The following is a 14,754-nucleotide window of genomic DNA, read 5'->3' on the forward strand; positions in this document are numbered from 1 at the left end:
GTGGAATCCCGATCAAGTCTCAATTTGGCCGGGGGCGCCCGCCTATAGTGGAGGGCCAGTCCGGGCCGGTCCCATGGTGGGACGGCCCCCCATCCACGGAGCCACCCCATGCCGATCAGACCCCGTTCCCTCCTCGGTTGCGCCTTGTCCCTGGCGCTCGCGTCCGCCGCCACCGCCGCCCCGCTGTTCAGTCCGTACAAGGACATCGCCATCTCCATGAACTGGAACAACAACGTCATGTCCAGCGATGTGACCGGCGTGTTCCAACCGCTGTTGAACGTGCTGCCGCCACGGGTGCCCGCCGTCACCTGGGCCTTCGCCACCGGGGAATGCGGCGCGGAAAACTGGGCGGGACTCGATCCCGACGCCCTCGCCCAGGCCAACGTGCCCTTGTTCGTCAAGCGCAAGGTGGGCTATATCATCGCCACCGGCGGCGCGGCGGGCAAGTTCACCTGTTCCAGCGCCGCCGGGATGCGGGCCTTCATCGACCGCTATGCTTCGTCCCGCTTGCTCGGGCTGGATTTCGATATCGAAGCCGGCCAGAGCGCCGCCGAGATCAACAGCCTGGTGGAGCAGATCGCCGCCGTGCAGGCCGATTATCCGGGGCTGCGCTATAGCTTCACCCTCGCCACCCTGGGTTCGTCCAACGGCCAGGTGTCGAGCCTTCCCTATGGCGATTTGAACATCACCGGCTATACCGTGATCCAGGCCATCCAACGCGCCGGACTCGCCAATTACACCATCAACCTGATGGTCATGGACTACGGCGGTCCCTCGCCCTGGGTCTGTGTGGTCGCCAAGGGGCGTTGCGACATGGGGCGGACGGCCATCCAGGCCGCCCAGAACCTCAAGGCCAAGTTCGGCATCCCCTACGCCCAGATCGAATTGACGCCGATGATCGGCAGGAACGATGTGGTGGACGAGGTGTTCTCGCTCAAGGATGCCAACACCATGATCGCCTGGGCCAAGGCCAACGGTTTGGCCGGGGTGCATTTCTGGTCGTTCGACCGCGATACGCCGTGTGCCTTGCCCTATGCCTCGGCGACTTGCAGTTCCGTGGCGGATGTGCCCGCCTTGGTCTACACCAAGCGCTTCCGCAACCAAGCCGCCGCCCCGTGAGGGCGGATGTCCGGGGCGCGGGCGGATCGCTCCGCCCGGTTCCGGCGTCACCACACCGCTTCCAGCCGCTCCAAGCCCCGGATGGTCAACGAAGGTTTCCAACGGGGCCGGTCGCTGTCCGGTAGCTCCAGCCCCGGCAAGCGCCGGAACAACACCGAAAGCGCGGTTTCCAGCTCGATGCGGGCCAGCCGCGCCCCCAGGCAATAATGCACCCCGCCGCCGAAGGACAAGGGATTGGGCGCGGTGTCCGGGCGGTCGATGCGGAAGGCGTCGGGTTCGGGGAAGACCTGGGGGTCGCGGTTGGCCGCGCCCAGGCCGACATAGAGGGTTTCGCCCCGGCGCACGCCGACGCCGCCCAGTTCCACATCCTCCAGCGCGGTGCGGGCGGCGATCTGCACGGCGGCTTCGTAGCGCAGGGCTTCGTGGACGGCTTGGGGCAATAATCCGGGATGGGCCTTGAGCCGGGCGAGTTGGTCCGGGTGGCGGTGGAGGGTCAACAGCGTGTTGCCCAGCATATTGGCCGTGGTTTCGTGCCCGGCCACGAACAGGAGGGTGATATTGGCGACGATCTCGTCCTCGCTCAAACGCTGGTCGCCTTCCTCGGCCCGCAGCAGCAGCGAGATCAAATCGCCGCCCGGCGCTTTGCGCCGCGCTTGGCAGATCGCCCGGAAATAGCCGTCGAACACCTGGGCCGCGTGGTTGGCGGCGTCGATATCGGCGCGGACCAACCGGGACATCTCGAACACGCGGGCCAGGGCTTGGGTTTCGCGCTGGAATTCCAGGCTTTCCTCCAGGCGCAAACCCAGCATGGCGCAAATCACCCGCACCGGCAGCGGATAGGCCAAAGCCGCCATCAGATCGGCCCGGCCCTGTGCGATGAACCCATCCACCAGGGTTTCGGCCACGTCCAGGGCCAAGCGCCGCAATTCCGCCGCCTGCTTCACCCCGAACGCCTTGCCGACCAAGGCCCGCAAGCGGAGATGCTCGGGCGGGTTCATCACCAGCATGAAGCGGTTGACCACCTGGAACACCGGCTCTTGGACCGCGTCCGGGCCGTAGCGCCGCGCCACGGTGGACAGATAATCCTTGGCGAAACGGGGATCGCGCAGGATGCGGTCGGCCTCGGCGTAGCGGGTCGCCAGCCAGACGCCGGGCTGCAAGGGGAACAGGGGCGCGGTTTCGCGCAGCCGCCGGAAAGCGGGATAGGGGTCGGCGAGGAATTCCGGGCTGTTCAGATCGATGGATGACATGGCGGGCCGCTCCGGGTGGGCAGGATGGAAGCGGCGGACTATACCCCAACCACGCCCGCTACGAGACCCCGGCCAAAGCGGCTTGCGCGGCCACGATGCCGCGGTATTGGGCTTCCTCGAACAGCGAAAACCCCGAAAGATCGGAATGGGCCGGATGGATGCGCCCGGAACCTTCCGCCACGAGTTCCCGCCCGCCGTCCCACAGGAAACCCGGACGGGGCCGCGCCATGGCATGGCCCCAGCGGAACAAATCGACCCGCTCGGTGATGGCGCGGATGTCGGGATGGGGCCGGGCCAGATCGGCCAGGATGGCTTCGGTCCAGTCGTAGCCGCTGCGGTTCGACAGCAGCTTGCGGCCTTGCGCCGGGGCGAGTTCGCTGAGGGGCCGGTAATAGGTCAGCACCGTGCCGCGTTCCCGGCTGCGCCAATGCTGGTGGGTGGCGACCACATAGCCCAGCGAGGGGCTTTGGTACAGCACATTGTCCCAGGCCAGGGGCGCGCCGTGCCGGGGCTCGGGGAAATCCCGCAGGTTCAGGTTCGCCACCAGCCAGGGCGCGTAATCGAAACCGGCCAGCGCCCGCCGCTGTGGTTCCGGCCACGCCGGGCAGACATGGGGTAGCAGGAAACTCGGCGCGGCCCAGACGACCTGGGCGGCTTGCCAGCGGGTCGCGGTTTGGCTGGCCGGATTCCAGACATCGACCGTCACGCCGCTATCGGTTTCCTTGATGCGGAACGCCAGCTGTCCGCGCTCGATCCAGGGGTCCAGCCGTTCCAGCAAGCGGCGTACGATCCAGCCATTGCCCTCGGGCCAGGTCAGCACCGCGCCCTCGCGGGCTTCCTCCGCCGCGCCGGTGCGGCTGGCGAAATAATGGAGGCCGGCCCAGGCCGAAGTGTCGGCGGCGGCGCAACCGAAATCGTCGCGGCAGGCATAGTCCACATACCAATGCAGATAGGGCGAATCGTAGCCTTCGGCCAGCAGCCAATCGCGCATCGAACCCCGGTCCAGCGCCAGGAAACGCGGGTCGCGGGAACTTTGCGCCATGGGTAGGGCGAAGGCGCGGCGGCCATCCTTGCCCACGGTATCGCGGTAGCCGCGCATGGCTTCGGCGAAGCGCTGGTATTGGGCCAGGTCGCGGCGGGCCACGCCGCGCTTGGGCAGCAAGCCCTCCTGCCAAGCGCCGTGCAGGAACAGCCGTTCCTGGGGCGCGAAGCAGAGATGGCGTTCGTCGTAGCGTGGTTCCGGTGCGGCGGGGTCGCCCAGCAGCACGCCCAAATCGGCCAGCAACAGCCGCACCCAGGGCAATTCCACGCCGGGCAACGGCAGATAATGTGCCCCCCAGGGATAGGCCGAGATGGGATTCTCGCCCCAGCGGGCATTGCCGCCGGGTTGTTGTTCCAGTTCCAGCAGGCGGAAGGACTCGAAGCCGTTGCGCTTCAGCCACCATGCGGCGGAGAGTCCGGCGATGCCACCGCCGACGATGAGCAGGGGAATGGCGCGGTGTTCGGTGGGGGAGGGCCAGTCCTTGCCGCGCAGTTGGTGGCCGGTCAGGAAAGAGGGGCCGAGTAGTTCGCCAGCGGGGCGGGAATCGGGGCCGGGGGAGGCGGGAATCAGGCTTCCACCCAGGCCAGATAGGAGGGAAAGGCAGAAGGAGCGGCGATGCATGGGGATAGGCTGAATGATTACGGCATACGCGACATGTAGGTCTGGCCGCGGGTGGGAGCAAGGAATGGGTCTGCCCAACTCCGATAACCCGCGCTATGGTTCTTCACCCAAATCGCCGCCCACAGATACCCGCAGGGCAGGGCCGGGCCTGCGTCCAAACTCCGCAGGCGAGGGTAGGGCGTGGCGGCGTGGCGGTGGTGGTCGGCGTGGCGGGTCAGCCCCAGGAACATAAAAAGGCTCACGGCGGAATCGCAGTTCCAGGCCGTCGCCCCGGCCCGGCCCGAGTCCTGGGTCAGGCCGAAATGCTGGAAATAATTCACCGCCTCCAATAGCTTCACCGCCACCACGGCTTGATAGACCAGCATCGTCAGGGCCAGCGGCCCGAACGCCCAGCCGAACGCCAGCGCCAGCCCGGTTTCCGCCATCAATCCCAGCAGCGCCGAACCCCGCTCCGCCCGCCAGGCGATCCGCCATTGCGCCGCCACCGAACGCCGGAGGAAAGTAGCGTAATCCTCGTCCACGCGGGCGGTGGAGGGGTCTCCGGCCCCGCCCAGTTTGGCATGATGGCCCCGGCGGTGGGCGATAGAAAAATGATCGTAGCCCACCGTGACCAGCAGCAAGCGCCCGAGCAAACGTTGGAACCGTCCGCGCCGGTGGATCAATTCATGGGCGGGGGCGATGGCGGCGCAACAGGAATTGGTGCCGACCAAAATCCGCAAGGCCACGAGGTTGGCGCATCCCGTGCCCCAATCCGCCGCCGTGGCCCAGGGCAACCGCGCCACCATCCAGCCCATCCCCAGGATATTGAGGATTTGCAGCAATACTAAGGCATACAACAGCCCGTCGAAGAACCAGCCCGGTGCCGCCTGTGGAACCATCCGCCGTTCCGCCGGTCCCCAATGGTCGGCGGCGATCAACAGCCAGACCGGCAGGGTCCACAGCAGGGCGGATGCCGCGCCATGGGGGCCCGTCAGCAGGAAGGCGAGGGTGCATGCGGGGAGGAACAGGCACAGCCCGAAGCCCAGCCACCATAGGGATAAGGCTTGACGGGCCGCACCGGGAATCCCTTCCGCAAAGGTTTTGGCTGGCGTGGACATAAAGGCTTGGAATAATAATTATGAATATTATAGAGACAGCGAAAACCTACTATATCGGCCTATGCGCCACCTACCACGACCCGGCCTTGGCCATCGTGGATGCCGAGGGAAACGTGTTATACGCCGAAGCCACCGAGCGTTATCTGCAATATAAACGGGCGCTGAACCACGCGCCGGATGATTTGTATTTATTGCCCACCCTGTTGCGGGAATATTGCCCCGATGCCCGGCGCTTCGTGGTCGCCACGAACTGGCGGGCGCGGCGTCCTTTCTACGAGCGCTTGGCCCGGACCTTGGGCTGGCTCACCCCCCAGGGCATCCTCGGCTACCGGGGGCGGCAGTTGACCGCCTGCGTCGAAACCTGGGAGCTCAACCATATGCAGGCTTGCCAGCACCACGCCCTGCGCCGTTCCGGGATCGGGCTGGCCCGCGCCCTGCGGCGGGATTTTCCCGGTGTGCCGGTGGATTTCCGCCATTACGACCATCATCTGGCCCATGCCGCGCTGGCCTGCCAGGGTAGCCCGTTCGCGACGGCGGCTTGCGCCGTGATCGACTCCTACGGCGAACAGGGCTCGCTGGCGTTCTTCGAGTATAGCGGCGGGAAACTGGTTCCCCGCCATACGGCGCGGGGACCGGAGAGCCTTGGGTTCTTTTACATGAAGCTCACCGAATTATGCGGCTTCGAGTGGATGGGCGGCGAGGAATGGAAAACCATGGGGCTGGCCGCCTATGGCCGTATCGACGAGGAGGCGTTGGGCTGGCTCCGGGCCATGATCCGGGTGGAGGGTTTGCGGCTGGTGCAGGACCGCGCCGGTTTCTTCCAGATGCTCAAGCACCTGGAAAGCCGCAGGCGCGGCCCGCACCTCCCGCCGGAAACCGCCGCCGATTTGGCCCATACCGGACAATATTTCTTCGCGGAAACCGTCGGGCGCTTGTTGAACAACCTGCATGGCCTGGGGATTTCCGGGAATTTGGCGTTGGGTGGCGGCTGTGCGCTGAACTCGGCCTACAACGGGCAAATCCTGGCCGGGACGCCGTTCGAGGCGCTTTACGTGCCGCCCGCGCCCGCCGACGATGGCACGGCCTTGGGGGCGGCTTGGCTGGCGTTCGGCGAGGAACATCCGGGCATGGCCGTAGCGCCGCGCCAACTGGCTCCCTACCTGGGCAGCCGCATCCGGGACGAGGCCATCGAGCGCTATGCCCGTCATTCCGGGCTGCCGGTCGAGTATCTGCCGGAGGGGGCCATGGTGCCGAGGGCGGCGCGGTTGTTGGCGGAGGGCAAAATCCTGGGCTGGGCGCAGGGGCGGGCCGAATTCGGTCCCCGCGCCTTGGGCAACCGTTCCATCCTGGCCGATCCCCGTACCCAGGACATGGGGGAGCGCATCAACCGGGACGTGAAGTTCCGCGAGCGCTTCCGGCCCTATGCCCCGGCCATCCTGCACGAATATGGCCCGGAGTATTTCGAGGATTACCAGGAAACCCCGTACATGGACCGCACTTTGCGGTTCCGCCCGGAGGCGCGGGGGAAAGTGCCCGCCGTGGTCCATGCCGATGGCACCGGGCGGCTGCAAACCGTGAAGGCGGAATGGAATCCTATGTTCCATGCCTTGCTGGCCGAATTCCATCGGCTGGGCGGGGTGCCGGTCCTGCTCAACACCAGTTTCAATGTCATGGGCAAGCCTATCGTGCATGGGGTGGAGGATGCCATGGCGGTGTTCCTGGGTTCGGGCCTGGATGCCTTGGCGCTGGGGGATTGGCTGTTCAAGAAGCCGGGGATGCGGATATGAGCGACTTGCGCCGTTTGTGCCATGCGCTACTGAAGGGACCGGCCTTGCCCGCCGCCGTGGCCGAGGCCGAAGCGCTGTTGGATGCGGCTTGGGCCGGGGCCGGGGAAGACGAGGCCCGCTATCCGTTCGGCGAGCCTTGGAATCCTGGGGGATGGCCCGGACCGGACGATGGGGCAACCCGGCGGCGGGTGTTGCACGCCCTGGCTCCCGTCGCCTTGCTGGAAGGCGTCTGGCTGGCCCGCGTGGCCCAGCCCGCGACGGCCCATCGGACTAGCGAATGCCATTTGTTCGACCTCTATTGCCGCCTCGTGGGTTTGGACGATCCGGCCCGTTCGCCGCCGCTGCGCTTCGGGGCCAAGCTGGTCGAAGCGGGTATCCACCTGCCGCCCTTGGACAGCCCGGCCTTCTTCGCCGCCGTGCCGGAGGCCGGGCTGGATTTCGCCGCCACGCACCTGGGCTTGATGCACCGGCCCCGGCGTTTTTTCCCGGAATTGCTCGGCTATACCCTGGCCCATGTCCAACGCGAACCTGCGTGGTGGGATGCGGAATCCACCGGACAGCGCGGGCCAGACCGCGCCCTGGCGCTCGCCGCGTTGGCGGCCTATCCGCAACGGGAGGCACAGGCCGGACGCATCCGGCGGGGCTGGTGCCGGTATCGGCGCTTGTTCGATGAACTGGCGCGGGCGGTGGTCGCGGACCTGGCCCGGCGGCCCACCGCCGCGGAGGCCATGGCCGACCTATTGCGGACCAAGTGTCGGCACGCTATCGGCTACCATGGCCGGATCGCGCTGCGGGGCCGGAGCCTCGATGCCTGGCTGGCCGAAAGCGCGGACGATCCCGGTCCCTTGCTCGCGGCCTTGCGCGATTCGCCCTGGGTGGACCAGGCCTGTCCCGAGGCCAGCCGTTTGATCCGGGCCGTGGATTTCGGTGGGCCGATGTTCGGGGTGTTCAGCACGGAGGAGCGCCGGGCCTGCCTGGAGTGGATCGCCGACCCAACCGCCCCGGCCTTGCCTTCCTCGCTGTTGCCGGGACCGGAGCGGGTCGGTGCCGCGCTCCCCGCGCCAAGTCCGCCGCGCAAGATCGATCCCCGCGACTTGTTCACCCGGTTGCTCGCCACCGAATCCCCCGCCGATTGTCCGCCGGAAGCCGATGCCTTGATCCTGGGCATCCTCCGCCGCGCCCGCGGGTGCGCCCCGCTGCAACGCGGCCACCGCCGTGGTTTTCCCTATACCCCGGACGGCTTCCACGCCCGGATCGAGGCCATACACCGGCACGAGGTCGGGCGCTACCGGCCTTTGTCCGGTCCGCCCCGGCCCGGCCGGGAAGATTGCGAATGGGCGGCTTTGCAGCTGGCCCCGGCCATCCTGGTCGATGGCGCTTGGCTGGCGGGCGTGGGCAGCGCCGCCGGATGCCTGGGGGAAACCGGGCGGCATTTGCTCAAGACCTATGCCGATGAGTTGGGCGCGGGGCGGACCGAATGGAACCATCCCAATGTCTACCGGCGCTTGCTGGACAGCCTGGGGTTCGAGTTGCCGCCCTTCGAGGGCGAGGCGTTCGCCCGCAGCCCCTTATTTTTGGACGTCGCTTTCGATATCCCGGCTTATCTCCTGGCGATGGGGCTGAGGACGGAGCGCTATTTTCCGGAATTATTGGGCCTTAATCTCGCTATCGAGCTGAGCGGCCTGGGCGCGGGCTATCTGCGGGGGGTGGATATTTTGCGCCATCACGGCATCGACCCGGCCATCCTCCAACTCCATTTGAGCATCGACAACCTCGGCACCGGCCACGCGGCGCGGGCGCGGGAAGCGGTGATCCTGTTCCTGGACGAGGTCCGGCGGCGGGAAGGGGCGGAGGCGGTACAGGCCCAGTGGCGGCGGGTGTGGACGGGCTATCTATCGTTGCACGCGGCGGCGCTGGGCTTGGTGCTGGGGTTTTTGGGACGGTATTTGCGGCACGGGTGGATCGGGAGGCTGTGGGCCGTAGCCTTCAGAGGCCGTAGACCGTGAGTATCCGCCTTTTGATATCGGGCGAATCCATTCGCCGAACGAAAAGAGGCGGATAAACTCGTCCCTACAGCCTACAGCCTACAGCCTACAGCCAGCCCTAGGCCCGTTGCCGCCGCATGACGGGCAGGCGCCAGAACGCCACGCCCAGCCCATGCCGCGCTTCCCGCACGACCAGGACCGAGTGGCGGACCAGCCGGATGACATTGCCTTTCCTGAGGGCGAATACCAGCCGGGCGGTTTCGCCCACCAGCCATTCCTCCGGGGTCTGGGTTTCGACGAATACCCCGGACCGGCTCAGGTTCTTCGCCACGCCCCGGAGTTGGTTGCCCGAGGGGGTGATGAGGTAGGCGGATAAGGAGGCTTCGGAGCGCGGTGCGCCGCGCCGGTCTTTTTGGGTGAAGATTTTGCTCAACATGGTGGGGTCCGGGTTGAATGGGGATGTTTGGCTTTTTCGGGAATCAAGGACTGGGAGAGGAGCCTATCGTGCAGCATCGGACTGGGTGTTACAAGCAAGCCGTGCGCCAGCAAGCTTAATGCCTTGCATAACAGGGACTTGTTTTTGGGGATGGCTACGAGTGTAAGTTACCCATGACGGAAATGAGACGGATGGGACCTGTTTTTCAGATTAGCGGCGGAAATTGTCAGTTTGGACGGTAGCCGCGCCCGGAGGGAGGGGGTCGCCTTGGGGACCGGAGCCGGATCGGTGGGGGCGGCGGGGTGGAAATCGATGGATCATTGCGGAACCCTTTGTCTATAATCCCCGCTTCCAGCCGGACGACACCCATCCCAGTTCCAGTCATAAGGACTCTATCGCTATGGCAGCCGTTAATCCCGCCCAACCTTCCCCGACCACTGCTTCCGGCGACACCGATCCCGCCGAAACCCGCGAATGGCTGGAAGCCCTGGAGGCGGTCATCGAAGCCGAGGGCATCGAGCGGGCGCATTTCCTCATCGAAAGCTTGGTGGACCAGGCCCGGCGGGCCGGGGCCAACCTGCCGTACAAGGCCAACACCGCCTATATCAACACCATCCCGCCGCATTTGGAGCCGCAGCCGCCGGGCGATCCGGCCATCGAGGACCGCATCCGCGCCTATATCCGTTGGAACGCCATGGCGATGGTGGTGCGGGCCAACCGCAAATCCAGCGAATATGGCGGCCACATCGCCAGTTTCGCCTCCTCGGCCATGTTGTACGACGTGGGCTTCAACCATTGCTTCCGCGCCCCGGCCAAGGATTTCGGCGGCGATTTGGTCTATTTCCAGGGCCATGCCGCGCCCGGCATCTACGCCCGCGCCTTCATCGAAGGGCGCTTGAGCGAAACACAACTCGACCATTTCCGCGCCGAGATCGAAGGCAAGGGCCAGGGCCTGTCTTCCTATCCGCATCCTTGGTTGATGCCGGATTTCTGGCAGTTCCCCACCGTGTCCATGGGACTCGGGCCGATCATGTCGATCTATCAGGCCCGCTTCATGAAATATCTGGAAGGCCGCGGCATCGTCGCCACCCAGGGCCGGAAGGTCTGGGCCTTCTGCGGCGATGGCGAGATGGACGAACCGGAATCCATGGGGGCCATCGGCCTCGCGGGCCGCGAGAAGCTCGACAATCTGATTTTCGTGGTCAATTGCAACCTGCAACGCCTGGATGGCCCGGTGCGCGGCGATGGCAAGATCATCCAGGAACTCGAAGCCGAGTTCCGCGGCGCGGGCTGGAATGTCATCAAGGTCATCTGGGGTTCGCGCTGGGATTCCTTGCTGGCGCGGGATACCAAGGGTTTCCTCAAAAAGCGCATGGAAGAGGCGGTGGACGGCGAATACCAAGCCTACAAGGCCAAGAACGGGGCCTATGTCCGCCAGCATTTCTTCGGCAAATACCCGGAACTGGCGGCCATGGTCGCCAATATGTCGGACGACGACATTTGGCGCTTGAACCGGGGCGGGCATGATTTCCTCAAGGTCTATGCCGCCTACGATGCCGCGATGCGCCATACCGGCCAGCCGACGGTGATCCTGGCCAAGACCGTGAAGGGCTATGGCATGGGCCCGGTCGGCGAAGGCCGCATGACCACCCACCAACAGAAGAAGATGGACGACGCCTCGATCAAGGCGTTCCGCGACCGTTTCAATATCCCGGTCCACGACGACCGCTTGGGCGAGGTGCCTTACTACCGCCCACCGGAAGACAGCCCCGAAATCCGCTATGTCAAGGAACGCCGCGCCGCGCTGGGGGGTTTCCTGCCCCAGCGCCGTTTGGACGCCCCGCATATCCAGGTGCCCGATTTGGAAGTGTTCGAGCCTTTGCTGAAAAGCAGCGAAGACCGCGATATGTCCACCACCATGGCTTTCGTGCGGATACTCACCCTGCTGTTGCGGGATAACAAGGTGGGCCGCTATGTCGTGCCCATCGTCCCGGACGAGGCCCGCACCTTCGGCATGGACAGCCTGTTCCGCCAATACCGGATTTACTCCTCCACCGGCCAGTTGTACGAACCGGAAGATTCCGGCAGCGTCATGTACTACCGCGAGGATAAGACCGGGCAAATCCTGGAAGAGGGCATCAACGAGGCCGGTTCCATGTGTTCGTGGATCGCGGCGGGCACGGCCTACAGCAACCACAACGTGCAGATGATCCCGTTCTACATCTATTACTCCATGTTCGGCTTCCAGCGGGTGGGGGATTTGATGTGGGCGGCGGGCGATATGCGGACCAAGGGGTTCCTCCTGGGCGGCACGGCGGGGCGCACCACCTTGGCGGGCGAGGGCTTGCAGCACCAGGACGGCCATACCCAGCTGGCGATGGCGGCGATTCCCAATTGCGTGGGCTACGATCCTTGCTTCGCCTATGAATTGGCGGTCATCGTCCAGGACGGCCTCAAGCGCATGTACCAGGAGGGTGAGCAGGTTTTCTATTACATCACCGTGATGAACGAGAACTACGCCCATCCGCACATGCCGGAAGCTGTGCGCGAGGGCATCGTCAAGGGCATGTACAAGCTGCGCGATGCGGGCCAAGCCGCCAAGGTGCAATTGCTGGGCAGCGGCACCATCCTGCGGGAAGCGATTTTCGCCGCCGATTTGCTCAAGGCCGATTTCGGCATCGAATCCACCGTGTGGAGCGTGACCAGTTTCAGCGAACTGCGCCGCGACGGGCTGGACAAGGACCGCTGGAACCTGCTGCATCCCGAACAGCCGCGCAAGCTCAGCTATGTCGAGGAATGTTTGCGGGAGGTGCCCGGCCCGGTGGTGGCGGCGTCCGATTACATGAAGATCGTGGCCGACCAAATCCGCCAATATGTGCCGCGCTCCTATGCGGTGCTGGGCACGGATGGCTTTGGCCGTAGCGACCGCCGCTCGGAACTGCGGAGGTTCTTCGAGGTGGACCGCTATTACATCGCCGTGGCCGCGCTCAAATCCCTGGCCGACGCGGGTGGAGTGCCCGCCGCCAAGGTCGCGGAAGCCATCGCCAAATACGGTATCGATCCCGAAAAGCCCAATCCGGTCACGGTATAAAGGAAACCATTCATGGCAGTAGCTGAGCAAGAGGTCGTCGTCCCCGATATCGGCGATTTCAAGAATATCGAAATTATCGAAGTCTTGGTCAAACCGGGCGATGTCATCCAGCCCGAGGATTCGCTGATCACCCTGGAGAGCGACAAGGCGGCGATGGAAGTGCCTTCGCCCTTGGGGGGCGTGGTCAAGTCCTTGAAGGTGAAACCAGGGGATAAAGTCAACAAGGGTTCGCCCATCTTGACGCTGGAAGTCGCGGAGGCGGGCGCGCCCGCGCAGCCCCGACCGGCTCCGCCGCCCGCGCCCCCGGTGGCTACCGTCCCGGAAACCCCGGCCCCCGCCGCCGCGCCCGTGGCTCCGCCGCCGCCCGCGCCCACCGCATCGGCGGGGCCGGTCGAGCAAGAGGTCGTCGTCCCCGATATCGGCGACTTCAAGGACATCGAGATCATCGAAGTCCTGGTCAAGCCGGGCGATGTGATCGAGGCCGAGGCTTCCCTCATCACCCTGGAAAGCGACAAGGCGGCGATGGAAGTGCCTTCGCCCTACGCCGGGTTGGTCAAGGTCCTGAAGGTCAAGGCCGGCGACCGGGTCAACAAGGGCACAGCCATCCTGGTGCTGGAAATCCAGGGCGCGGTGTCGGCACCGGCTGCGCAAGCGGTCCCCGTGGCGGTCGAAACCGCCGCCGCCGAGATCAAAGCCTCCGCCGCCCAGGAAGCCCCCGAGCGGGTGAGGCCGGTCGCGGTTGCCGGTGGGGAAACCACGGGCGACCGCAAAACCCCGCCCCACGCCAGCCCCGCCATCCGCCGCTATGCCCGCGAACTCGGGGCCAACCTGGAACGCATCCAGGGCAGCGGACCCAAGGGCCGCATCCTCAAGGAGGACGTGCAGCGCTTCGTCAAGGACAGCCTGCAACGGGCCGAACAAGCCACCACGGCTCCCGCCGCCACCGGCGGCGCTTTCGCCCTGCCGCCCATCCCCGAGGTGGATTTCAGCAAATTCGGCCCGGTCGAGACCCTGGCCCTGACCCGCATCCAAAAGCTGTCCGGTCCGTTTCTGCACCGCAATTGGATCGGCATTCCCCATATCACCCAGCACGACGAGGCCGATATCACCGACCTCGAAGATTTCCGCAAGGCGCTCAAGGCCGAGGCCGAGAAGAAGGGCCTCAAGCTGTCGTTCCTGCCCTTCGTGCTGAAGGCGCTGGTGGCCTCGCTCAAGGCTTTCCCCAGCTTCAACGCCTCGCTCGCCGCCGACGGCCAGTCCCTGATCCTGAAGCGATACTTCCATATCGGCGTTGCTGTCGATACCCCGGAAGGCTTGGTGGTGCCGGTGCTGCGCGACGTGGACCGGAAGAGCGTCTTCGACCTCGCCGCCGAGCTGGCCGAACTCAGCCAGAAGGCCCGCAACAAGAAGCTGCGCGGTCCCGACCTGGAAGGCGGTTGCTTCACCATTTCCAGCCTGGGCGGCATCGGCGGCACGGCCTTCACGCCCATCATCAACGCGCCCGAAGTCGCGATCCTGGGGCTGTCCAAAAGCCAGATGAAGCCGGTCTGGCAGGACGGCCAGTTCGTGCCCCGCTTGATGCTGCCCCTGTCCCTGTCCTACGACCACCGGGTCATCGACGGTGCCCAGGCCGCCCGCTTCATCGTGCATCTCGGCGCGATGCTGGCCGACTTGCGGCGGGTGCTGTTGTAATAGTTACCATGCCCGCCCCGCGGGAGGCGGGCCTTTGGCGGGGGTGCCATGAACGTCGCGCAGCAACGGTTTTTCAGCGCCGAGGAATATCTCGCTTGGGAGGAGCGGCAAACCGTCAAGCATGAATATCTCCGGGGCGGGGTCTACGCGATGGCCGGGGCGCGGGACGCCCATGCGACCGTCGCGGGCAATGTGTTCGCCCTGCTCAAATCCCATCTGCGCGGCACGCCCTGCCGCACCTATATCGCCGACATGAAGCTCCGGGTGGAAGCCGCCGACGCCTATTTCTACCCCGATGTGTTCGTGACCTGCGATGCCCGCGACCGGGCCTCCGACCTCTGCAAATCCCATCCGCTGTTGGTGGTCGAGGTCTTGTCCGATTCGACCGCCGGTTACGACCGGGGCGGCAAGTTCGCCAGCTACCGGCGGCTGGACGATCTCAAGGAATATGTCCTGATCGATCCCGAGGCCCGCACGGTCGATGTGTTCCGCCGCGACGCGGCCGGCCATTGGGTACTCCACCCCTATGCGGGCGGGGCCGAGGCCGAATTCGCCAGCCTGGACTTCCGGGCGGCGCTCCCCCTGATTTTCGAGGACGTGGCCCCGCCCGCCACCTGAGGCGGAACCCCGTCCC

Annotated in this window: 10 protein-coding genes; 6 read left to right on the forward strand and 4 right to left on the reverse strand. The window is 65.7% G+C overall.

The genetic code is table 11. The features are described from left to right. Positions 1 to 108: 108 nt before the first annotated feature. Positions 109 to 1,119 (forward strand): glycoside hydrolase family 18 protein, encoded by a 1,011-nt coding sequence (locus tag K5658_RS09020; protein ID WP_221066606.1) that lies wholly within the window; start codon positions 109 to 111, stop codon positions 1,117 to 1,119. 47 nt (positions 1,120 to 1,166) lie between these two features. On the opposite strand, the gene K5658_RS09025 is transcribed toward K5658_RS09020, so the two are convergent. The 3 genes from K5658_RS09025 to K5658_RS09035 are packed head-to-tail and all read right to left on the reverse strand — an operon-like array spanning position 1,167 to position 5,129. Continuing rightward, positions 1,167 to 2,369: a cytochrome P450 gene (locus K5658_RS09025; protein WP_221066607.1), complete on the reverse strand. Its 1,203-nt coding sequence runs from the start codon at positions 2,367 to 2,369 to the stop codon at positions 1,167 to 1,169. A 58-nt stretch (positions 2,370 to 2,427) separates the two neighbouring features. Next, positions 2,428 to 4,032 (reverse strand): NAD(P)-binding protein, encoded by a 1,605-nt coding sequence (locus K5658_RS09030; protein WP_221066608.1) that lies wholly within the window; start codon positions 4,030 to 4,032, stop codon positions 2,428 to 2,430. A 17-nt stretch (positions 4,033 to 4,049) separates the two neighbouring features. Continuing rightward, entirely contained in the window at positions 4,050 to 5,129 is a 1,080-nt protein-coding gene (locus K5658_RS09035) for a fatty acid desaturase (protein WP_221066609.1), read from the reverse strand. 20 nt (positions 5,130 to 5,149) lie between these two features. On the opposite strand from K5658_RS09035, the gene K5658_RS09040 reads away from it, so the two are divergent. Both K5658_RS09040 and K5658_RS09045 read left to right on the forward strand, forming a co-directional pair. Then, positions 5,150 to 6,916, forward strand: a complete 1,767-nt coding sequence (locus K5658_RS09040; protein ID WP_221066610.1) for a carbamoyltransferase family protein — start codon at positions 5,150 to 5,152, stop codon at positions 6,914 to 6,916. After that, positions 6,913 to 8,922: an iron-containing redox enzyme family protein gene (locus K5658_RS09045; RefSeq protein ID WP_221066611.1), complete on the forward strand. Its 2,010-nt coding sequence runs from the start codon at positions 6,913 to 6,915 to the stop codon at positions 8,920 to 8,922. The genes K5658_RS09040 and K5658_RS09045 overlap by 4 nt, the downstream gene beginning before the upstream one ends. A gap of 97 nt (positions 8,923 to 9,019) precedes the next feature. Here K5658_RS09045 and K5658_RS09050 read toward each other — a convergent pair whose 3' ends face one another. Then, positions 9,020 to 9,337, reverse strand: a complete 318-nt coding sequence (locus tag K5658_RS09050; RefSeq protein ID WP_221066612.1) for a PilZ domain-containing protein — start codon at positions 9,335 to 9,337, stop codon at positions 9,020 to 9,022. A gap of 400 nt (positions 9,338 to 9,737) precedes the next feature. Between K5658_RS09050 and aceE the strand changes: the two genes are divergently transcribed. From aceE to K5658_RS09065, 3 genes are read left to right on the forward strand one after another with little or no spacing between them, the layout of a single operon-like run. Further along, entirely contained in the window at positions 9,738 to 12,428 is a 2,691-nt protein-coding gene (gene aceE, locus K5658_RS09055; RefSeq protein ID WP_221066613.1) for a pyruvate dehydrogenase (acetyl-transferring), homodimeric type, read from the forward strand. A gap of 12 nt (positions 12,429 to 12,440) precedes the next feature. Beyond that, on the forward strand, positions 12,441 to 14,120 hold the full coding sequence (aceF, locus tag K5658_RS09060) for a dihydrolipoyllysine-residue acetyltransferase (RefSeq protein ID WP_343223309.1): 1,680 nt from the start codon (positions 12,441 to 12,443) through the stop codon (positions 14,118 to 14,120). A gap of 48 nt (positions 14,121 to 14,168) precedes the next feature. Then, complete coding sequence (locus tag K5658_RS09065; protein ID WP_221066614.1) at positions 14,169 to 14,738, forward strand: Uma2 family endonuclease; 570 nt, start codon at positions 14,169 to 14,171, stop codon at positions 14,736 to 14,738. Positions 14,739 to 14,754: the final 16 nt, after the last annotated feature.

This window comes from Methylomagnum ishizawai (assembly GCF_019670005.1).
GTDB lineage: Bacteria > Pseudomonadota > Gammaproteobacteria > Methylococcales > Methylococcaceae > Methylomagnum > Methylomagnum ishizawai.

Coding starts and splice junctions, on each gene's coding strand:
- K5658_RS09020 (WP_221066606.1), top strand. CDS start 109: ATGCCGATCAGACCCCGTTCCCTCCTCGGTTGCGCCTTGTCCCTGGCG.
- K5658_RS09025 (WP_221066607.1), bottom strand. CDS start 2,369: ATGTCATCCATCGATCTGAACAGCCCGGAATTCCTCGCCGACCCCTAT.
- K5658_RS09030 (WP_221066608.1), bottom strand. CDS start 4,032: ATGCATCGCCGCTCCTTCTGCCTTTCCCTCCTATCTGGCCTGGGTGGA.
- K5658_RS09035 (WP_221066609.1), bottom strand. CDS start 5,129: ATGTCCACGCCAGCCAAAACCTTTGCGGAAGGGATTCCCGGTGCGGCC.
- K5658_RS09040 (WP_221066610.1), top strand. CDS start 5,150: ATGAATATTATAGAGACAGCGAAAACCTACTATATCGGCCTATGCGCC.
- K5658_RS09045 (WP_221066611.1), top strand. CDS start 6,913: ATGAGCGACTTGCGCCGTTTGTGCCATGCGCTACTGAAGGGACCGGCC.
- K5658_RS09050 (WP_221066612.1), bottom strand. CDS start 9,337: ATGTTGAGCAAAATCTTCACCCAAAAAGACCGGCGCGGCGCACCGCGC.
- aceE (WP_221066613.1), top strand. CDS start 9,738: ATGGCAGCCGTTAATCCCGCCCAACCTTCCCCGACCACTGCTTCCGGC.
- aceF (WP_343223309.1), top strand. CDS start 12,441: ATGGCAGTAGCTGAGCAAGAGGTCGTCGTCCCCGATATCGGCGATTTC.
- K5658_RS09065 (WP_221066614.1), top strand. CDS start 14,169: ATGAACGTCGCGCAGCAACGGTTTTTCAGCGCCGAGGAATATCTCGCT.